This is a genomic window from Dyella sp. 05T440, assembly GCF_056395965.1.
The window spans coordinates 173721-194431 of the sequence record NZ_JBFTKN010000006.1 but is presented as its reverse complement, the minus strand read 5'-3'; the positions used below and the strand labels follow the sequence as shown (position 1 = coordinate 194431).

The 20711-nt window shown below is 61.2% G+C and carries 19 protein-coding genes and 1 tRNA gene; 7 read left to right on the top strand and 13 right to left on the bottom strand.

The features are described from left to right. Nucleotides 1–893: 893 nt before the first annotated feature. The 6 genes from murB to amaB all read right to left on the bottom strand — a co-directional run bounded on the left by murB (nucleotide 894) and on the right by amaB (nucleotide 6108). On the bottom strand, nucleotides 894–1913 hold the full coding sequence (gene murB / locus AC1DE1_RS10270) for a UDP-N-acetylmuramate dehydrogenase (RefSeq protein ID WP_477176042.1): 1020 nt from the start codon (nucleotides 1911–1913) through the stop codon (nucleotides 894–896). A gap of 10 nt (nucleotides 1914–1923) precedes the next feature. Further along, nucleotides 1924–2961, bottom strand: a complete 1038-nt coding sequence (locus AC1DE1_RS10265; protein ID WP_477176037.1) for a quinone-dependent dihydroorotate dehydrogenase — start codon at nucleotides 2959–2961, stop codon at nucleotides 1924–1926. Nucleotides 2962–2963: 2 nt separating this feature from the next. Continuing rightward, entirely contained in the window at nucleotides 2964–3731 is a 768-nt protein-coding gene (locus AC1DE1_RS10260; RefSeq protein ID WP_441603704.1) for a class I SAM-dependent methyltransferase, read from the bottom strand. A 25-nt stretch (nucleotides 3732–3756) separates the two neighbouring features. Continuing rightward, entirely contained in the window at nucleotides 3757–4065 is a 309-nt protein-coding gene (locus tag AC1DE1_RS10255; RefSeq protein ID WP_477176036.1) for a DUF4190 domain-containing protein, read from the bottom strand. 84 nt (nucleotides 4066–4149) lie between these two features. Beyond that, nucleotides 4150–4476, bottom strand: coding sequence for a hypothetical protein (locus tag AC1DE1_RS10250; RefSeq protein WP_477176035.1), 327 nt, complete (start codon nucleotides 4474–4476; stop codon nucleotides 4150–4152). Between the two features lie 96 nt (nucleotides 4477–4572). Then, nucleotides 4573–6108 carry an L-piperidine-6-carboxylate dehydrogenase gene (gene amaB / locus AC1DE1_RS10245; RefSeq protein WP_477179070.1) on the bottom strand — a complete coding sequence of 512 codons (1536 nt, stop codon included), beginning with the start codon at nucleotides 6106–6108 and terminating at the stop codon, nucleotides 4573–4575. A 114-nt stretch (nucleotides 6109–6222) separates the two neighbouring features. Between amaB and AC1DE1_RS10240 the strand changes: the two genes are divergently transcribed. Then, nucleotides 6223–6299 (top strand) — tRNA-Arg (locus tag AC1DE1_RS10240). 207 nt (nucleotides 6300–6506) lie between these two features. On the opposite strand, the gene AC1DE1_RS10235 is transcribed toward AC1DE1_RS10240, so the two are convergent. Continuing rightward, on the bottom strand, nucleotides 6507–6722 hold the full coding sequence (locus AC1DE1_RS10235) for a hypothetical protein (protein WP_441603764.1): 216 nt from the start codon (nucleotides 6720–6722) through the stop codon (nucleotides 6507–6509). 213 nt (nucleotides 6723–6935) lie between these two features. Next, complete coding sequence (locus AC1DE1_RS10230; RefSeq protein WP_441603765.1) at nucleotides 6936–7577, bottom strand: response regulator; 642 nt, start codon at nucleotides 7575–7577, stop codon at nucleotides 6936–6938. Between the two features lie 1264 nt (nucleotides 7578–8841). On the opposite strand from AC1DE1_RS10230, the gene AC1DE1_RS10225 reads away from it, so the two are divergent. Then, nucleotides 8842–9162, top strand: coding sequence for a hypothetical protein (locus AC1DE1_RS10225; RefSeq protein WP_477176033.1), 321 nt, complete (start codon nucleotides 8842–8844; stop codon nucleotides 9160–9162). A 135-nt stretch (nucleotides 9163–9297) separates the two neighbouring features. Then, a complete protein-coding gene (locus tag AC1DE1_RS10220) occupies nucleotides 9298–9816 on the top strand; it encodes a 2'-5' RNA ligase family protein (RefSeq protein WP_477176032.1) in 519 nt (172 codons plus the stop codon). A gap of 49 nt (nucleotides 9817–9865) precedes the next feature. Here the strand turns inward: AC1DE1_RS10220 and AC1DE1_RS10215 are convergent, their stop codons facing one another. Continuing rightward, a complete protein-coding gene (locus tag AC1DE1_RS10215) occupies nucleotides 9866–10045 on the bottom strand; it encodes a hypothetical protein (protein WP_441603768.1) in 180 nt (59 codons plus the stop codon). A gap of 49 nt (nucleotides 10046–10094) precedes the next feature. Then, on the bottom strand, nucleotides 10095–10316 hold the full coding sequence (locus AC1DE1_RS10210) for a TonB-dependent receptor (protein ID WP_441603769.1): 222 nt from the start codon (nucleotides 10314–10316) through the stop codon (nucleotides 10095–10097). A gap of 355 nt (nucleotides 10317–10671) precedes the next feature. Here AC1DE1_RS10210 and AC1DE1_RS10205 point away from each other — a divergent pair, with 355 nt between their 5' ends. After that, a complete protein-coding gene (locus tag AC1DE1_RS10205) occupies nucleotides 10672–11376 on the top strand; it encodes a DUF2968 domain-containing protein (protein WP_477176031.1) in 705 nt (234 codons plus the stop codon). Nucleotides 11377–11464: 88 nt separating this feature from the next. Here AC1DE1_RS10205 and AC1DE1_RS10200 read toward each other — a convergent pair whose 3' ends face one another. Together AC1DE1_RS10200 and AC1DE1_RS10195 are read right to left on the bottom strand one after the other, a co-directional pair. Beyond that, nucleotides 11465–12565 (bottom strand): acyltransferase family protein, encoded by a 1101-nt coding sequence (locus tag AC1DE1_RS10200; RefSeq protein WP_477176030.1) that lies wholly within the window; start codon nucleotides 12563–12565, stop codon nucleotides 11465–11467. 316 nt (nucleotides 12566–12881) lie between these two features. Next, on the bottom strand, nucleotides 12882–13196 hold the full coding sequence (locus AC1DE1_RS10195; RefSeq protein WP_477176029.1) for a HigA family addiction module antitoxin: 315 nt from the start codon (nucleotides 13194–13196) through the stop codon (nucleotides 12882–12884). Nucleotides 13197–13673: 477 nt separating this feature from the next. Here AC1DE1_RS10195 and AC1DE1_RS10190 point away from each other — a divergent pair, with 477 nt between their 5' ends. The 3 genes from AC1DE1_RS10190 (at nucleotide 13674) to AC1DE1_RS10180 (ending at nucleotide 15644) form a co-directional block, all read left to right on the top strand. Further along, nucleotides 13674–13967 (top strand): transposase, encoded by a 294-nt coding sequence (locus AC1DE1_RS10190; protein WP_214571259.1) that lies wholly within the window; start codon nucleotides 13674–13676, stop codon nucleotides 13965–13967. Nucleotides 13968–13987: 20 nt separating this feature from the next. Next, a complete protein-coding gene (locus AC1DE1_RS10185; protein WP_477176041.1) occupies nucleotides 13988–14827 on the top strand; it encodes an IS3 family transposase in 840 nt (279 codons plus the stop codon). A gap of 121 nt (nucleotides 14828–14948) precedes the next feature. Then, nucleotides 14949–15644: a transposase gene (locus AC1DE1_RS10180; protein WP_477176028.1), complete on the top strand. Its 696-nt coding sequence runs from the start codon at nucleotides 14949–14951 to the stop codon at nucleotides 15642–15644. A gap of 451 nt (nucleotides 15645–16095) precedes the next feature. Here AC1DE1_RS10180 and AC1DE1_RS10175 read toward each other — a convergent pair whose 3' ends face one another. Further along, nucleotides 16096–20619 carry an RHS repeat-associated core domain-containing protein gene (locus tag AC1DE1_RS10175; RefSeq protein ID WP_477176027.1) on the bottom strand — a complete coding sequence of 1508 codons (4524 nt, stop codon included), beginning with the start codon at nucleotides 20617–20619 and terminating at the stop codon, nucleotides 16096–16098. Nucleotides 20620–20711 lie beyond the last annotated feature (92 nt).

Below are 20711 nucleotides of genomic sequence, written 5' to 3'. Positions count from 1 at the left end.
CAAACGCTGGCGTTCCGTGGTCGCGCACAAGTGCGCTCCTACAAGGACGCGGTGCGCTGAAGGTAGCGCTCTGTAGGTTTGTCGGGCACAGGGTGCCCTCCCACAGGGGAGGGGCCGGGTCTGCCGTCAAACGACGACCGGCTCCAGCTGCACACCATTGCGGTGTTCCTGCTTAATTTGGAGCGCAAGACGGCGTAATCGAGCGCGACGCCCACACCTGTGGGAGCGCACCCTGTGCGCGACGGGTCGGCGGTGCACAAACGCTGGCGTTCCGTGGTCGCGCACAAGTGCGCTCCTGCAAGAGGCGGTGCATTGAAGGTAGCGCTCTGTAGGTTTGTCGGGCACAGGGTGCCCTCCCACAGGGGAGGGGCCGGGTCTGCCGTCAAACGACGACCGGCTCCAGCTGCACACCATTGCGGTGTTCCTGCTTAATTTTGGAGCGCAAGACGGCGTAATCGTGCGCGACGCCTCACCTGTGGGAGCGCACCCTGTGCGCGACGGGTCGGCGGTGCGCAAACGCTTGCGTTCCGTGGTCGCGCACAAGTGCGCTCCTACAAGGACGCGGTGCGCTGAAGGTTTCGCTCTGTAGGTTTGTCGGGCACAGAGTGCCCTCCCACAGGGGAGGGGCCGGGTCTGCCGTCAAACGACGACCGGCTCCAGCTGCACACCATTGCGGTGTTCCTGCTTAATCTTGGAGCGCAAGACGGCGTAATGGTGCGCGACGCCTCACCTGTGGGAGCGCACCCTGTGCGCGACGGGTCGGCGGTGCGCAAACGCTGGCGTTCCGTGGTCGCGCACAAGTGCGCTCCTACAAGGACGCGGCGCTGAAGGTTGTGCTCTGCAGGTTTGTCGGGCACAGGGTGCCCTCCCACAGGGGAGGGGCCAGAGGGAGATCAAACGACGACCGGCTCCGGCTCCAGCTGCACGCCGAATTTCGCGCGCACGCCTTCGATCACCTTCTGCGCAAACGCCCATAGCTCGCCACCCGTGGCGCGACCATGGTTCACCAGCACCAGCGCATGGCGATTGGAAATACCCGCATCGCCCTCGCGCATGCCCTTGAAGCCCGCCGTCTCGATCAGCCAGGCGGCGGAGAGTTTCCATCGCCCATCGCTGACAACCCACGACACCAGCTCTGGATGTTCGCGCTTGAGCGCCTCGCCCTGGGCTGCATCGACCATGGGATTCTTGAAGAAACTGCCGGCGTTGCCGATCACGGCGGGATCGGGAAGCTTCTTCGTGCGCAAATGCACCACGGCTTCCGCCACATGGAACGGCGCCGGCTTATCCACGCCCATGCGCACAAGCTCCTCGCCAATGCCCGCATAGTCCGTGCGCAACTCGCGCGAGCGGGGCAGCGCAAAGCGCACGGCGGTGACGATATAGCGACCCGGTTCGTGCTTGAAGACCGAATCGCGATAGGTAAAGGCGCAGGCGGCGCGATCGAGCACAGCGACGCGGCGCTCCTGCATATCCCATGCTTCCACGCTGTCAATGAACTCCGCCACCTCGGTGCCATAGGCGCCGATGTTCTGGATCGGCGCGGCGCCAACGGTGCCGGGAATCAGGATGAGATTTTCCAGTCCGGCGAAACCCTGGCCCAGCGTCCAGCGCACGAAATCGTCCCAGCGCTCGCCGGCGGCCACCGCGATGCGGGCGACGTCGCCATCCTGTTCCACCTGCACGCCGCGCGTGGCCATCGCCAGCACGGTGCCGTCATAGTCGCCGGTAAACAGCATATTGCTGCCTTCGCCCAGCACCAGCAGTTTGCCGCTGCGCACGGCCGGGAATTCCAGCAGTTCGGTGAGCTTGGAGGCGTCGTTGATCTCGGCCAGCAGGCGCGCCCGCGCATTGACGCGCAGTGTGTTGCGCGTGGCCAGCGGAGCATTTTCGATCAGCGTGTAACCGCCCATGTCGATACGTTCAACCGGCATCGGTGCTTTCCTGCTGGCGGCGGATCTCATTCACGCATTCGGCGATCAGGGCAGGGCCGCGATAAACCATGCCCGAATACAGCTGCACCAGCGAGGCGCCAGCGGTGATCTTCTCCGCTGCATCGCTGCCATCGAGAATGCCACCGACGCCGATGATGGCGAGCCGGTCGCCCACGCGCTGGCGCATGCCGCGCAGCACGGCGGTGGAGCGGGCGAACAGCGGCTTGCCGGAGAGACCGCCGGTTTCATTGCCCTGCGGATCGTCGGCGACAGCGGTGTGGTCGATGGTGGTGTTGGTGCAGATCACGCCGTCCACCCTGGCGGCCAGCAGCACGTCGGCGATCGCGTCGAGCTCGGTCTCGCTGAGGTCCGGGGCGATCTTCAGCAGCATCGGCTTGCGCGCGCCGCTCTGCGAGCCCAGGCGTTCCTGTGCTTCACGCAGGGTCTCGATGAATCGGCGCAGCGTGGCCTCTTCCTGCAGATCGCGCAGGCCTTGCGTGTTCGGCGAGGAAATATTCACCGTGATGTAACTGGCGAGCGCATGCACGCGCTCCAGACAGAACAAATAATCATCCACCGCCTTATCGTTGGGCGTGTCCTTGTTCTTGCCGATATTGATGCCGAGCACGCCGCGATAGCTCGACTTCTGCACATTGCGCACCAGCGCGTCGACGCCGGCATTGTTGAAGCCCAGGCGATTGATCACCGCCTCGTGCTTGGGCAAGCGGAACATGCGCGGCTTGTCGTTGCCGGGCTGCGGACGCGGCGTGGTGGTGCCCACTTCCACGAAACCAAAACCCAGTGCGCCCAACGCATCGAGGTGATCCGCGTTTTTATCGAGCCCCGCCGCGAGGCCGACGGGATTGGGAAAACGGATGCCGAACGCGGTGGTCGGCAGCTCTTGCGGCGGCTTGGCCACAAGATGGATGAAGTTGCTGCGATGGGCCACGTCGAGGCCGTAGAGCGTCGCACGATGCGCGGTTTCAGCATCCAGCGCGAACAGCAGTGGGCGAATAAGGTCGTACATAGTCAGGAAAGTTGGCCCACGTAGATGACGGTGTCGTAGTCGAAGCCGATGCGTCCGTTGACCGCACAGCGATCGAACAGCTCGCGCAAGGCGCGCATCATGGCCTCATGATTGGGGTGGCCTTCGCGCGGCGCATACGAGGAGGAAAGCAGCCGGCCGCTGAGGCTTTCATAGTCCAGACGCTGGCCGTGATCGAAACGGCCCATGCCGAGATAGCCCTCGCCGAACCACGCCCGCAGGGTAGGCTCGTCGCCATAGCGTTCGGCGACGCTGGTGTAATCGGTGCCGTACTTTTTCAGCAGTGCTTCGTAGCCTTCAAGGAACGGCGTGCCAACCAGTCGGCGCGAATTCCAGATGATCGCCGCCAGTCCACCAGGGCGCAGGATCCGCTGAAACTCGGCACGCGCGGCCGCCTGGTCGAACCAGTGAAACGCCTGTGCCACGACGATGAGATCGACACTGGCGTCGTCCAGCCCGGTCGCAGTCGCGTGGCCATCCACGGTGCTGAAACGCGCATCGTCGCCCAGCCAGCTCTCGGCCGCAGCGCGCATCGGCGCATTGGGTTCCACCGCGATCACGTGATAACCGCCATCCAGGAACAGCTTGCTGGAAATGCCGGTGCCCGCGCCGATGTCCGCCACCAGCCACTGCGGAGTGACGCCGAACTCGCTCTGCAGCCATTGCAGCATGGCCATCGGATAGTCGGGCCGAAACCGCACATAGTCGGCGACGCGGTCGCTGAAACGTTCGGTGGGCTTGAGGTCGGTCATGATTGCACCGTTACCGCACGGGAGATCAACCGTGCCAGGGAAAGAAATGCGCAAGCAGTCCGATGCCCAGGGCTGCAAAAATGAAGAACAGCAGCATGGCCAGGACGATCAGCGCCAGCTGCAGGTACCCCATCACCATGCCGATGACGGCCAGTGAATCGCCTTCCACGGTGCCCTTCGGAGCAAGGCGAATTTCCTTGCGCGCAAGGTGCCCGCAAACAATAGCGATGACGGCTGCCACAAAGGGGAGCACGGTCCAGGAGGCAATACCGGCAATGAGGCTGACAATGGCGAGCGTGTTGGTCGATCGATAAGCAGCGGGCTGGTAACTCATGGACGCACTCCCTGTGAGGTCATGGACGAAACACGGTGGCTCATCGGCTTTCGCGTGGCTGATGATAGTTGACGCGCCGCTCCGTCAATGGCGCATCTGCAGGAACAAGAACGCAACCAGCAACCCAAACAGCGTGTACTGCGCGTACGCCATGATTCTCGCCGCCTTGGCGAGTCCCTCGCCGCGAATCGCACCGCCGGAGCGGCGAATCTGCCGCTGCGCGATCCAGGCACATAGCGACGCGATGACCGAACCGCTTAGCGGCATCGCGATCATATTGAACAGGCTGAAGCCGACCGTGGCCAGGCCCATCACCGGCAACACAGTCCAGGCAAGCACGGCAAAGACCAGGCTGAAAATCGCCAGCGAGCTATACGTCGGTGCCGCTTGAACTACCTGTGCGTTTTCCATCGTCACAACTCCTGTCGTCGATGCCGTTACGCCTGCACTTGCTTCCTGGTCGTGCGTGCATCCCGGCTTTCACCGGGATGCACCAATGCTGCTTACTTACAGATCGAACTTGATGCCCTGCGCCAGCGGCAACGAGTTGGAGTAGTTGATGGTATTGGTCTGGCGGCGCATATAGACCTTCCATGCGTCCGAACCGGACTCGCGACCGCCGCCCGTTTCCTTCTCGCCGCCGAACGCGCCGCCGATTTCCGCACCGGACGTGCCGATGTTGACGTTGGCGATGCCGCAGTCCGAACCTGCCGCCGACAGATACTGCTCGGCCGATTTCAGGTTCTGCGTGAAGATCGCCGAGGACAGACCCTGCGGCACGCTGTTCTGCAGCTCGATGGCTTCATCCAGCGTCTTGAACGGCATCACGTAGAGGATCGGCGCGAAGGTTTCCGTCTGCACCACGTCGTCGCTGTTCTTCACGCCGCTGACGATGGTCGGCAACACGAAGTTGCCCTTGCGGTCGCTGAGCGCCGCGCCACCCGTGAGCACCTTGCCGCCGGTGGCCTTGGCCTTTTCGACGGCGGCGAGATAAGCCTTCACGGCATCCGGGCTGTTGAGCGGACCCATCAGCGTGGTGGCGAGCGTCGGATCGCCGATCTTGCCTTCCACCTGCTTGTACGCGGCAACCAGCTTCTCGGTGACGTCGCCAATGATGGACTCATGCACGAACAGGCGGCGCGTGCTGGTGCAGCGCTGGCCGGCGGTGCCGACGGCGCCGAACACGATGGCCGGAATCGCCAGCTTCAGGTCGGCGCCCTCGTCCAGGATGATGGCGTTGTTGCCGCCCAGTTCCAGCAGCGAACGACCCATGCGCTTGGCCACGCGCTCGCCCACCTGGCGACCCACCTTGGTGGAACCGGTGAAGCTGATCAGCGGGATGCGGTGATCGTCGACGAAGGCCTGCGAGAGATCGGTGCCGGCATCGTTGAACAGGAAGAAGATGTCGGGGAAGCCGGCTTCGTTCAGCGCGTCGTTGCAGATCTTCATGCTGGCGATGGCCGACAGCGGCGTCCTCGGCGACGGCTTCCAGATGCAGATATCGCCGCAGATGGCCGCGAGGAACGCATTCCACGCCCACACCGCCACCGGGAAGTTGAACGCGCTGATGATGCCGACCAGGCCCAGCGGCTGGTACTGCTCGTACATGCGGTGGCCCGGACGCTCCGAGTGCATGGTGTAGCCGTAGAGCATGCGGCTCTGGCCCACGGCGAAATCGGCGATGTCGATCATCTCCTGCACTTCGCCGTCGCCTTCGGGCTTGATCTTGCCCATCTCCAGTGCAACCAGCGAACCGAGTGCGTCCTTGTGCTTGCGCAGCGCTTCGCCGCACAGGCGAACCGCTTCACCGCGGCGCGGCGCCGGCGTGGTACGCCACACCTTGAATGCTTCCTGCGCGCGCTTGACGATCACTTCGTAGTCGGCTGCGCTGGTGGCGTGCACCGTGCCAATCACTTCGCCCGTGGCGGGATTGACCGGATGCAAGGTGCCGGCATCGGTCGTCTTGGACCACTCGCCCTGACCCAGGTAGGTGCCCGAATGCGACTGGCCAAGACCAAGGGCGGTGAGAATTTCGTGCGACATGCTTCACTCCAGACCGGGGCGCGGGGAGGGCGCCGGGAATAAAACCGCCATTCTAGCAGGGGGCTGTTAACGGGTTCGCGCCGCACCCCGTTCCATGCCAAAATTCCGCCCGTTGCCCCCGTAGCTCAGCTGGATAGAGCGTCCCCCTCCTAAGGGGAAGGTCGTACGTTCGAATCGTATCGGGGGCACCAAGACGCAGATGCACAAAGGCCGGCGAAGACGCCGGCCTTTGTTTTTTCGGTTCTCGGAGTGCGCCTGGACGACCCTGGTGGCAGTTCTGCCGAGCTGGCCGCGGTCGGCGAAGTCGTTGTGGGCATGCGGCAGTGCAGCGTGCACCTATTGTCGTGGCAGGTGCTCCCGGCGGATGTCGCTGCGGGTCAGGGCCATGACGCTGTAGGTCAGTTTTTGGCGAAAATGCCCCGGTCGAGCACTTCGGCCTGGACGTGGCCAGCCACGGCATCGTGGTCCATCGCTTCGCCGCTGAGCTCTTGCTGGGCCGACACCGTGCCGTAGATGTGGGCGCGCCAGGCCACCCGGCCGGGCAGCTGATCCACTTCACAAAGCACCTGAAGTTCGTGCTCTGTCTCATCCACGACGCAGAAATTCATGTTCATGCGTGGGCGCCCCTGACGCCCGCGAAACGGCCAATCGGTTGGCGATGGTCGAACCATCGCGAGGGCCTCATCGAGTGTTTTGGTTCTACGAGGCGCCTTTGCTTGAGCCAAGCGCAATCAAGGAACGTGCCATGTCGATGCCTGGGCATCAGCGGCGTGGTGTCAGCTGGGTGTCCTGCCGGCCATCGTGGCTGCCCGGCCGGGACGATCGGCTCAGGCGAGGATGCCGTGCTCGCGTGCGTAGGCGTACACGTCCAGGTCGTTCTTCAGTCCCAGCTTGTTCATGGCATCCATCTTCTGGCGGCTGATGGTCTTGACGCTGCGATTGAGCTGGCCGGCGATTTCGGTCACGGTGAAGCCTGACGCGAACAGGCGCAGCACTTCGGTTTCGCGCTTGGAAAGGGCGGGGTGGCCATCGGCAGGACTGCCGGCGCCGCCATCGTCCAGCACCTGGCTGATGCTGGTGCTGAGAAACAGGCGTCCATGCGTCACGGCCTGCACGGCAAGCGCCAGCTCCGAGAGAGCGTCCGTCTTGCTCATCAGGCCGCGAGTACCGGTTTCCAGGATCGCCTTGAGCACGCCGCCGTTGTTGACCATGGTGAGCACGACTACCGGCAGTTCGGGCCGGCGGCGACGAATCATGCCCAGCATCTGCAAACCATCGGCCATCTGACCGCCGGGCATGCTGAAGTCCGTGATCAAGAGCTCGCAGGGATGTTTGTCGACGGCATCGAGCAACTCGACCGGCGAGCCGACTTCAGCGACCACTTTGGCATTCGTATGGTTTTCCAGCAGGGCGCGTACGCCGCTGCGAAAAATAGGATGGTCGTCAGCGAGGATGATGCGAAGGGTCACGGTGTGCCCGTCCCGAGTGTCTGAGTCTGTAGAGCTGGACTAGGGTAGCTGCTCGACGCCTAACGCATTGTAGGTCTCAGCCTACTCGGCGCGTGTAGTCTTCAGATGGCGCTCATGAAGCTTGTCACGTCTTCTATCGTGAGTAGCTGTTCGATGCTGGTGCGAACACGTGGAGTTCAGCGATGCATCGGCCGGTGGGACGCATCCCGCGCAATGGAAGGATGCACTCCCATTCTAAGTCCGATCGCGGCCGTTGCGTCATAGCGAAAATCTACTGAGCTCGCCAGCTGCGTCATCCACGCAGGGTGCGCGATAGTTCACGGGGTTTCCTGCCTTTCTCAGCGCAAACCAATTTGCGGGGGCGTCGGTACATTTGCGGCGATGTGATCGCGCTATGGAGGTGCCAGTCAGGAGTTTCCTGCGCAAGCCCTGCGTGAAATCGGCGAGACGCGAGTACGGCGAGTGATCGCCGATCCTGGTGATGCCTGCCTCGACGATCGACGACAAAGTCATGGGCTCGACACCAGCAGGCGCACTGGCCCGAGCGCGCGGCAAAGCACTTTTTCCGTGGATTTTCGCTGCTGAACGGATTGCGACATCTCCAAAGGGTTCTACAAAAGCAACGTCTTCGGCAGCCGTAGCGGCGATACGTCGTACGGCCTCAGCTCTTCCACCGCGAGCTGGACAGCGAGTGCTACACGCTGGCGACAACATTTCAGCCTTCACCGATGGAGCAGACTTCTTCGCTTCGAGCTCGTCCGGTCGGCGCTGCATGGTTCGCCAAATTTGGCGTGGCGGGTCAGTCGGTGCGCGATGCTCGGCATCGAATATCGGTGGGGACAGAACATCAAGCTGACACCGATTGGCGAGGGCAGGCCAGCGCGCATCGACCTTGCTGCGCTATGACCTCGGTCCCTGAGGTGGATTTCTGGACTGCGGCGCGACGGTCGACGATCCATCTCGAATGCCGCCGGGGATGTTGTCTCGCAGCATTCCTGAAGTTCCAAGCGGCGTGTAGTCCCTCGCCGGCTCGTTCAATCGCCCTGACCGACGCATGCAAGCCGGGACGGGCGTAACGTCATGCTCATGATGCATTGCAAAAAGCACGTAAAAACATGCGGTTGCAAAGCATGACCTTTGCCACGCTCGCGCAATGTAAGTCATGCGTAAGCTTTCGCTTCGCATCGAGTTTTCAGCGTTCCATGTTGCTGGCGCCCCCACCGCCGGTTCCCCCACATGGCGCAGAGCGCGAAAGGGAGTTCTTATGGCGGTACTCGTCGGCATTTATCTGGTGCAGAGCGACTTGTTCGACATCGTGCGCGACGGTCGAACGATATGGATCGGCACGTGGACGCTGTTCCGTTCCCCATGGATGAATCGCCAGGATTGGGAAGCGCTGACCAGCGGCGAAACCGCGGCCTGCTTCGACAGCCCTGAGCTCGCCATCCAGGCGGGCGAGGAAGAGGGCGTGACGTTCGCCCGCGAACTGCAGGGTGATGACGGGCTGGAGCCCATGGCCTGGGCACCCGTGCCAGTCGCTTCCAGCATGCCGCTCAAGCGCGCCAGCGGTGGCGACTGGCACTGACGGCGTTGCCCATGGCATAGCGCGAGACCGCGGGCGTTGCATGGCCCAACGGCCGAGTGTCGTTCCCCTCGCTGCGCACGCCATAATGCGCAGACACGGCGATCTGCCGGAAGAGAGGAAGGCGACGGGCCGAGCATGGCGCGTACCCTGCTAGCGCTGATGGTGCCCGAGGCCGAGCCGCTGGTCGGCAGTTTCCGCGATCAGTACGACCCTTCGGCGCGTCGCGGCCTGGGCGCGCATATCACCCTGATCTATCCCTTCATCGACAGCGAGCTGCTCACGCCTGCTCTGCTGGCGCGCTTGCGCGACGTGGCGGCGGAGATCCCCGCGCCGATGTTTCGCCTGGCGCATGTGGATACGTTCCCTTCGGTCGTATGGCTGGCGCCCGAGCCGGCCAAACCCATTGCCCGGATCGCCACCGCGCTGGAGCGCGCCTTTCCCGATCATCCCAAGGGCGGCGGCGCCTTTCCTGACTTTGTTCCCCATCTTTCGGTCGCGCGTCATGTGCAGCACGAGAAGGCCGCACTCATCAACGAACTGGAAGCGCGGCTTGCCGATCACGGCCCGGTGTACGGCTGGTGCGAATCGCTGTCGCTGCTCGTCAACGACCATCGGCGCTGGCATGGGGCGGGGGAGTTTCCCTTTCTGCATTGATCCGGGCACGCACTTCAAAGAGTACGTATGACCAATCCGTGGACGCGAGTCAGTCCGATTCGTCGACCGGCGCAAGCACCAGCGGTGCGTCCTGCCCGCGCCGGCCGATGCTGCGAAGACTGTTGCGCCTGCCGCATACCGGGCACATGAAATACACCCCAAAACTGTCGATCGACGGCAAGGTGTCCTTGGCCGTCAGCTCAGTTTGGCAACGTATGCACGTCCACATGGCGAGGAGAGATACCTGGATTGCGTGAGTATGGCGTGTGACCGCGGAGTCAGTGCTCGTTGACCCAGGTGTCTTCGATATCGTCCTGGATGGCCACCTGCAGTTCCGTGCTCGACAGTTCGGAAACCTCGAAAATCCTGCCGTGGCGCATGCCGCGATAAATGCCGTTGAGGCGAAACGTAGCCGACCAGTACACGCTGTCGTGCACGGCGCCGAGATACTCCGCCGTGTAATTGAAACCATTGCTGGTCATGCCGGCGACCTCAGTCATGATCGCATCCTCCGCGGCCCTTCGAGCTGACACTACTCTCCTTGGCTGCGCGGCGTGTGAATGATTCGGCAGGGCGGCCGGTCGGCTGGGCCTTGGGAAGGCCGACGAGGAGATCCCGGGGGTATCGGTTGCGCCACTGTCGGTCGCCCCTGCCCGGCGTGGTGATTCAAGAGGCGTCTGATGTATTGGCGACAGTCGACGTGGTTAGCATAGAAACCCCCGTCCACCGGCAATGCCGTGAGCGAGCATGGTGCCGCTCGTGGGTGGCAGGCCTCATGGCTCACCCGATCTTCCTGAAGCAAACCCTGGAGGGTCTCGGTGGTCCAGCGCTACGCCGTCGTGCACAGGGGCAGTCATGAGTGAAACGTCATCGATGAGGGAGTTTTCCGTGGTGTTTCGCAGCGACGAGGAGGACGACATCGCCACCACCGATGCGCATGCCGTCCATGATCATGGCGATCTTGTGGTGCCGGAACTGACCCATGGCGTGTGGCCACGACACTACACCGAAGGCGATGTCGTCGAAGTGGCCGACGTGGAAGAAGTCGAAGCACTCATGCATCTGGATACGGTGACGCAAGTACGTGAGATGCACAGCTTCAACCACGCCGTGCGCCTCCTGTTCCATAACGCCGCACTGAAGTTCTACGCCGCGATCTACATGGACGACCTGCTGTGGCGAGCGATGAAATCGTCCGACTTCGACGCCGCCGAGAAGGCGTTTGACGATTTCGTCGCGCAGGTCAACCATCGCGCCCGCAGCGAAGTGCGACGCGTCCAGCTCGATGCCGCCAACATGCAACTGCAACGGGTCATCGCCGAGTCCGAAGCGCGGGCGGAGCGACTTCGCGCCAATATTCAACGCAACGCCGCGCAAAAGCAGCGCGCGTTGGAACGCGAAAGTGAGTTGCGCGACAGCATTCAGCAACTCGACGCAGCCCGCCTGCAGGCGCAGCTCTACGCCAATCGCACATTTCGGCAGATCGGGCAGCTGCACTCGACGTGTGCGGCGCAGTTGCCGCGTTATCGCGGGGGATTGCCGGGATTGCGGAAGAAGTGAGTCGAGCCGGCGGCTGCGATCCATGCAAAGAAAAAGCCCGACATGGCCGGGCTTTTCTTTGCACTCTGGTCAGTGGCCACGGACTCGCTCACGTAGCCAGTGATTCATGAGCAAGAGCTGGCTTGGCCGATGCCCAGGATCGGGCAAGCTTCATCGCCGGCTTTTCCACGGCGTGCCAGGACAGGAAGGCAAGCGCCAGGGTCATCGGAACCGAAAGGAACAGACAAATCAGATTGTCGCCATGCGGCCAGATGGACGCCACGATCTGTTGCATGGGAAATGCCCAGAGGTAGATGCCGTAAGACAAATCGGCCTTGGGGGAAAATCGATGCAGCAAGGGGGTGTGCGCCAGCCAGAGGATGCCGTAGATGACCGTGAGATAGAACACGGGCTGCGCCACGGCGAGATGACGAACGGCGATGTAGCTGATCGCCATCACCAGCCACGCCAACGGATAGATAGGGATGGATCGACGCATGGCGTAGAGCATCATGCCGAACACAAAGAAGCACGCTGGGTAAAAGGAATATCCGGTTGGCTTATTGGCGATCTGACTGATGAATTCATAGGGCGCCCCATGCGAGACGACGTAGTAGATCCCGGCAAGCGCCAGCATGGCGCCGACGATGATCGCCCAGCGCCAACGAAGGAGCCCGAGGATACCCAGGCCAAACACAAGGACGTAGCACTTCACTTCCAGCGGAAGAGTCCAAAGCGAACCGTTGACGACACCCTTGAGCGCGACATCCTCAAATAGGCCTGGCAGCACCCAAACTGTGCCACGGAAAAGTGCCGCATTCCTTGCAAAATAATCCCACGCATCGGTGCTTGCCAGAGATCCCATGACGCCCTTCGTCGAGAGGGCAGGGTAGAGCACATAGGCACTCAGCAAGACACAGACAAAAAGCGCGGGATAGATGCGCGCTGCGCGCAAGGTGGCGAATTTGAGCGCGGACTTCTGCCTTACATAGCTTGCCGTGACGAGCATACCGCTGATCAGGAAGAACGTGTACACGGCCAGGCTGCCCGTGTACTCAAGGCCCGTATGGGCAAGGATCGGCTCGATACGGCCCATCGATGGCTGTATCCAGAACGAGTGCCCAAACATCACCGCTAGCGCAGCGCCGAGCCGGATCAGATCGAAATTGTTGGATCGTCCGTCGATAACGTCGGCAAGGCTTCGTGTCATGTGCAGATTCCGCTGGGATCCGTCATTTTGCCGGTTGCAACCGTCGGAATATAGTGCACGAGGGAATCAGGGGCTGGATGCACTTTTTCTTCTGGTGGACTGCGCATTGCAGCGCATATGCGATGGTTGGGCTATCGCAGGTTTACTTTGTCTTGGTTTCCGCATGGCAGAGACGAGGCGCCGCTACAGCCCCCAGCGAATGCACAGCAGCTTGGGGTAATGCCCAGCGGGGCTGTTCGAGAGTCTTGCTTCAGTGCCCAGTTAAATCGCCCGAGAAATCAGGGGTGATCCACTCTGACCCGGGTTTTGTTTTCGCTCAATCAACGAGGGGCCGGTAAGCGCGGACCACAGGCTTCGCCCTTTCCAGATCGTACCGCGCCTGAAGTGCCAGCCAGTAAAAAGCAGTGGTGTCGAAGGCGAGGGAAAGGCGGATGGCGATCTTGGGAGTGATGGGGTGGGTGTCGGCGATGAAGGCTTTGATGTGGTTGGCGGGTATGCCGGTGCGACGGGCGAGTTGGGCGGGGTTGAGTCCGCTCGGGATCAGGTAGACGTGCAGCAGGATGTCGCCGGGGGCTCGCAGCGGTTGCGAGGGGTCTACTTCCGAATGCGGGGTGAGCTGGATCAGTTCCATGGTCTTTCCTCCCTGTCGGACACGGCCGCGCAGCGGCTCAGGCGCTTACAGCGCTCTGTGTCAGTGAATGCTTGGCAGCTTCGTCGGTGATCGCCCGAGAGCGGCGCATCGCCATGCCAGCCGATGCGCCGTAACGGCGATCATCGGAGGCGTGTGGTGTTCACTCGAGGCTCGTCACCGAGCAGGTGGGCGTATTGCTGGAGGCAATAAATGGCCGTGCCCAGGCTGGCCGCGACGGCCACGGGAAGCGGCCATGGCAGCGCTCTGCCAGGGAATCCCCTCGCCTGAGCGTGGCGGCATTGCTCGCTGTCGAGACGCAGCCGCGTGAGGGCGAGCACCGCCAGGGCGATGTCACCGCGAGTGCTGTGACGCAGGGTGTCGGGCCATGCCACCGCCGTGGATGACGGGTCATTAGTGGATCACCCCTGATTTCTCGGACACCCAAAAGCGAGGACAATCCTCGCACGGAGGTGTTCGATGGAAAAGCGCCAGCGATTCTCAGCCGAGTTCAAGCGTGAAGCCCTGCGGCTGATGCAAAGCAGTGGTAAGCCCGCCGCGGTGGTTGCCCGTGAATTGGGAGTGCCGCGTAACCGGCTGTACAAATGGGCCGATGAAGTGGGCAAGAAGGGAGCCGCGGCGTTCGGGGGAAGCGGCCGGCCCAAGGCGAGCAACGATGAGGTGGCAGTACTCAAGCGCGAGTTGGCTCGCCTCAAAGAAGAGAATGAGATTTTAAAAAAAGCGGCAGCGTACTTCGCGCGGGAGTTGTCGTGAAGTACGCCTGGATAGAGGGCATGTCTGGCCATAGTGTGCGCACGATGTGTCGAGCATTGCGCGTATCGCCCAGTGGCTACTACGCCTGGAGGACGCGGAAACCCAGCGCTCGCCGACTCGCCAACGAACAACTGATCGCTCGCATGGAAGCCCTCCATCGCGAAAATCACGAAGCTTACGGCTCGGAGCGCCTGTGGCGAGCACTCAAGCAGGAAGGAGAGCACTGCGGCCGGCATCGGGTTCGTCGCCTGCGCTGCGAGCAGGGTATTCGTAGCCGTCGTCGCCTGCGGTATCTACGCACCAAGAGCCCCTATCAACGCGTACCGACGGCACCCAATCGTCTCGGTTGGCCGTTCGCAAGCCCGGAGCCCGATCATGTCTGGGTCGCTGATATCACCTTCATACCCACGCGCCAGGGCTGGGTCTATCTGGCTGCCGTTTTGGACCTTTGTAGCCGCCGCATCGTGGGCTGGGCCATGAGTGATCGTGCCGACCAGGCACTCGCCAGTGATGCGCTGGCGATGGCGCTGGGGCGCCGCTGCCCCGCCAACGGCGCGATCCATCACAGCGATCAAGGCTCTCAATACACCAGCAAGCTCTATCAGCAGCAATTACAAGATGCAGGCCTTACGGCCAGCATGAGCCGAAAGGGCATGCCCTATGACAACGCGGTCATGGAGAGCTTCTTTGCCTCGTTGAAACACGAGTTGACACATCATCAGACCTTCCCGGATCGCGACTCTGCACGGACCCAGATCTTCCAGTACATCGAGATCTTCTATAACCGCAAACGCTTGCATAGCAGTCTCGGGTATCAATCTCCGGACAGCTTTGAGCGTACGCTCACGGTGACGATTTAAACCGTCCGAGAAATCGGGGGTGATCCAGAGTGCACTTTTCCTTCGTGATCGGACGATCTGAGCCGGCATGCATGGTGCCTTGATTGGCTGACCATGAAAGCTCCGACTTATCGTGTTTGCCATGGCCCGACAACCTCGCATCGATCTGCCCGGTATCCCGCAACACATCGTTCAGCGCGGTAACGATCGGCAACCATGCTTTTTCACTGAGCAAGACTACCAACGATATCTAATGGATCTTCGGGAGATCTGTTCTCGTGAAGGATGCCAAATCCACGCCTACGTGCTTATGACCAATCACGTGCATCTACTAGCCACGCCGTCTTTGCCGGGCCAGATCGCACGAATCATGCAGTCACTGGGGCGCCGCTATGTACGATATATCAACGACCAGTATCGCCGCAGCGGTACTTTGTGGGAGGGCCGGTACAAGTCGTGCCTCGTCGACAGCGATAATTACCTCCTGCGTTGCTATCGCTATATCGAACTCAATCCAGTGCGGGCATGCATGGTCGCCACGCCCGCCGAGTATCGATGGTCCAGCTATCGGAGCAATGCCGAGGGGATGCAAAGCATCCTGCTGCGCCCTCACGCCAACTATTTGGCACTTGGCGGGTCCCAGGAAGAACGGTGCGTCGCTTATCGCGCACTCGTAGCGGAGGCTCTCTCTGAGGATGACCTTGAGGCTATCCGCGGTCATGTTCAGCGACAGCATGCGCTCGGCAGCCATCGATTCCGCGACGCAATCGAAGCGCAACTAGCGCGCCGCGTGGGACCGGCCAAGATGGGCCGGCCGCGCAAAGAGTCATGCTCCTAATTGTGTACTCTGACCCCAGTTTTGCCAGTTTTACAGTTTTGCTGCCGTCGCATTGAAACCGAGAGTTAGGACCGGCTTCCTTGCCCTGATCGCCAGATCAGCCAAAAAACGATCCCAGCCAGACCGCAGGCCAACCCTTGTACCAATCCCGATTGATACCGATCCGGGTAGAACGGCAACCGATACGCGTAGCCGACCAGTGCACCCGCAATCAGTCCTACGAGCAAGAACGTCCACCATCGCGTGAAGTCTCGGCTCCTGAACAGTAGGAAGAGTGGTAGTCCAATGATAGTCATCAACAAGGCAACGCCCGTGTAAATAATTGCCATGACTTCGAAGAACACTACCCAAGGCCCCTTGTTCGGCAGACTTAGTACAGCCATGACGACGACTGGGATGAGGGGGGCGACTAGAAAGCCGGACAATGTTGCAATTGACTGCCGATTCATCGTCATCGTTTACACCCGCACTTTTGCTTTGCGTTCGCGATTATGTCATTCATCTGAGTTCCCCAAACTGCCTGATTTCCGAAATCGTTGAGCGGACCCATGAAGGAGAGAGTACTTTGGCTAAATGCCTCACCCTCACCGTACGTGTGAGCTACACCGCCTGTAACTGTTCGCGCAACGTAGCCAGGCGCGAAGGCGCTGTTTGAACCAGTGACGTTAACCACCACTGGTGCGCCAGTATTGTTGTCGGTGGTGAGGTACGAGGTCACTGGATTGTTCGGTGCAATTCCCGGTACGGCTGCGTTATTTGCTGTCCCATCTATCGTTGCGGGCGAAGGATTGCCGAACGAAGGGGTGGGATTGTCAATGAGCCCTTGCATAACCGAATCAGCATCAGCACATCCTATGTCGCGCGTGACATCGTATGCATGATAGAACGCGTCGTGGCCGTCATCGGGACCCAAAAGCGAGGGAAATCCTGGCTGAGAAGGGATCGTGAACGACGGCCCGCCCGGATACGAACACGTCAGCGACCCGTAGCTTTGGGTGCAAGAAGTGCCGCGTGGATCCGTTGCACCAAGAGTATTGGCGCTCACGTACATGTAGGCGTTTAGGCCACCATTGAGGCCAATGGGATCGCTCTGCACATACCTTCCCGTCCCAGCTTCATAGTCGCGATTGACGTTGTAGCTCAGGCCGCTCTCCGTGTCGTAGTACTGACCGGGGAAGCGTAAATTGTAAGTGTAGTCACTTGCACTTGACGGCTGCTGCTCACCAAATGCATTCGCCTGATACGCAAACTGCCAGATAGCAGCCCCTGCAGGATCCGTTACAGCCCTGGGCGTACCCAGCCCATCCGCATGCACGTAGCTCACCGAGCTGGCGCCACTCGAGGTATCCACCACGGCGACCGGCAGGTTCCCTAGCCAGATGTAGTCGCGCGAAAGGCTACCGTATTCACCGAGTAGCTGGCTCGCTTCATCGTACGCAAAACGCAGGCTACTGGCGGCTGGGAAGGTTACGGCTTTAGCCGTACGCTGCCCGAAGGCATTGTACGAATACGTCCCAACAGTACTCCCGTCCCGTTGCACAACCGTCATCCGATTGCGCCCGTTGTAGCCGTAACCAAACGTGCTACCGCCAACCACGCTTCCCGTCGTATTGCCATTGGCGTCGTACGCCCGAGAGGTATTACCGATACTGGCAAGGTGATGCGTTCCGGCCTGGTAGTTGTAGACACCCGTAGCGAGCCCACTAGCGGTCTTGCTCAAGCGGTCACCAGTCTTGCTATACGTGTAGGCCTCTTCCACATTGCCATTGCCATCGGTCAATCCCGTTAGGCGATACAGCGGGTCATAGCTGTAGCTCTCCACGGCAGGATTGGCGCCCGGCGCATTGCCCAAGGCAGTGATATTGCCCATCGCATCGCGTGCAAAGTGCAAGTTCAGCGCCGGACTCACCACGTCTGTGAGCGCGTAGTTGGCGTCATAGGTACGCGTGATGGTCTGACCATTACCCAACGTATAGCTGGCAATAGGTCCAAAGGGCAGGTAACTGATGGTAGTGACCACATTTCCAGCCCCCGCACCGCTTGTGCCTGGCGGCAGGGCAGTGACGCCGCTGATACGGCCGGCAGCATCGCGGCTGTACTGGATGGATGTCCCCGACGGCGTCAGCGTGCTGGCGAGGCGGTCGGCCAAGGTGTAGCCGTAGGCGGTGACGTCAGTGACCGTGCCCTGCGTCTGGCTCTTGCGCGTGACGTTGCCATGCGCGTCGTAACAGTAGATCGTGGTGACAGCGGTCTCGATGATGCGGGTGAGGCGACCGGTCGGGTACGAGGCCGGGCAGCCGGTGACGCTGTTGGGCTCGTCGTAGCCGTAGGCCACATTGAGCGAGCTGTCGGCATAGGTGGTGGCGGTGCGACGGTTGAGCGCATCGTAGGTGCTGTTGCTCACCGTGCCTTTGGCGTCCGTGCGCTGTGTGGCGTTGCCAGCGGCGTCGTAGATGTAGCCCGTGGCACCCGTGTCCGGACTCTGTACGCCGGTTGCGTTGCCCAGGCCATCGTAGCTGTAGGTGGTGTTGAGCCCGTCCGGATCGCCCACGCCTTCCAGGCGATCATTGGCGTCGTAGGCGAACACGCTTTGCGTGTTCTGCGTGGCGGTATCGGTGCCGTTGTAGTTGTCGATGGTGCTGACCAGGCGGTTCAGCCCGTCATAACCCTGCTTGCGCTGGACGCCGAGCGCATCGGCGGTGTGCACCAGGTTGCCGTTGGCGTCGTAGCTGTCGCTGTAGGTGGCGTTGAACACGGCGTGGCTCAGCCCGTCCGTCACCTTGGTGAGCTGGCCCAGCGTGTTGTAGGTGCGCGAGAGCGCGCGACGTACCGTGCCGCTGGGATCGAACGTCTGCTCCTGCGTCTTGTTGCCCGCTGCATCCAGCGTGTAGTGAATGCGATCGCCCAAGGCATCGGTGATGTCGGTGAGGCGATGGGCGGCGTCATAGGTGTAACTCACCGTGACACCGTCGGCATCCGTGATTGATGCCACCGAACCGTATGGCGTGTAGCCGATGGTGGTGACAGCGTCGCCGGAGGAGGGCGTGCCGTTGGTATTGGCGCGCGTCGTGCGCGTCAGCAGCCAGCCGCGCGGGCTATAGGTGAGGTCCGTGATGACGCCGTTGGTATCGGATTGACGAACCACGCGGCCGTTCTTGTCGTAGGCCACGAGCGTGGTGACTTGGCCCAGCGCGTTGGTCACCTGATACAGGTCGCCTGCGCGATGGCAGGTGCCGCCAGAGGTGCCGCAGCCGGACTCGTCCGTGGCCAGGTAGTAGCTGTAGTTGGTGATGTCGGAGACATCGGTGCGCGGACCATCGACGAAGAGCAGCAGGCCGACGAGCGGGCATTGCGTGGTGTCGATGGCGGTGCAGTAGGTGTAGCGCTGCTGACGCACGCCGGCAGGCGCATTGCCGCTGCTGCCGCAGCCGTAACTCAGGCTTCCGGGGACATTGGGGTCCGCCTCGCAACGTGCCGTGGCCTGACCGGAGTTGTTGTAGACCCATGAGTCGTAGGCGACGGTGTTGCCGCTGCTGTCGAGGACGGTACGGGTAAGCGGGACGCGCTGCGTGATGTCCCAGGTGAAATTCGTGGTGCGTTGAGTGGCCTGACCTTTGGCATCGATCTGCTGGGTCAACAGGGCGGCGCTGTTATAGGTGGTCGCCGTCGTGTTGCCGTTGAAATCGACGTAGCTGGTCGGATTGCTGTTGGCGTCGTACGTGCGCGTCTTCCAGGGCTGGCCGCAAATGGGGCCGCACGGCTGGCTGATCGAACTGGCGCGAACCAGGCCATTGGCGGTGGCATACCCCATGGTCATGGTGTTGCCTAGCGGGTACGTCACCGTCGACGTGCCATTGCTGCTGTATACGACGCTGGTTATCCCAATGCTGCCTCCAGCAAAGCTGGATGAGGTTCCGCGCCCCGTGCTGTCGTACGTGGTGGATTCATACCTGCTGCCGGATTCATCGATGACGCCGGTCAAGGCATTCGGAAGATTGGCGCCACTCGTCAGCGACGATTCGTTGTACGCGTACTGCAGGACACGCGTGTCGGGGTATTGCACAGACGCCAGATTGCCTGCCGTATCGTAGGTATATATCAACGTGCCGCCATCGGGCAGAGTGACCTGATGAACACGGGCATTGGCGTCGTACGCGAAACTAAGTTGCCGACCTTTCATGTCGGTGACAGTCAACAATAGTCCCGCCAATGGAGCGATCTGTTGTGACGTTTGGGCGGTACTGTACGTCAGCGAGATGCCGTTTCCTGTTTCATCCATGACTTGTTGCAGCAGGCCATTGGCATCGTACGTTTCGGTGTGATGGAGTGCTGCAATGAACGCGGAGTAGCCAACAGGATTGCCCTGACCGTCGTCCATTTCGACTAGCGTGTCCGTAACGTCTCGGGACGCGGTCCAAATCCCATTGCTCTTGGTGAAGAATTCTTGCTTTCCATCCGGGCGAAGCAATGCCACGGTCCCCGGGTAAACGATGACTCGAAGCGATCGGTCGAAACTGTGGCGCCAATGTGAGCCTATCGCCGACTGCGACGTTGAGGCATCACTGTTGTAAAAGCGACGAAGCGTAAGCCATTGGGATCCGGCATAGTCATCTTCTTGCCGATAGCTGTTCCCTGTAGCCGTATTGATAGGATCGCCAACGCTTGGATTGCCATCCGAAGGGGAGCCATACGCTTGTTGGCAGGTAGGTCCGCTTGTGGCCCCGATGTGACCTTCGCCACCATTACAGCCACCGCCATCGCCGACATTCTTGCGATTGTCGACGCCATATATCCAGATGAAATAATCATCGCTCGGGCCCAGATATAACGGCGTCCGCGGAGAACCATCATTGTTAGCAATTAGCCAAGTTCCAACCATAACGGAGGGATAGCCGTTATAGGTCGCATCGACGCATGCTTGACTGTGTGACCAATTGACCACTTTTCGAGACCCGTCTGCGGGCAGTCCGTACATAGAAACGCAGCCATTTACGGCGTCTGCGTGCGTTTGCACATTGATCCAGTTGTCCGCCCGCGCACCCGAGGGCCATAGCGAAAGCAAAGCAG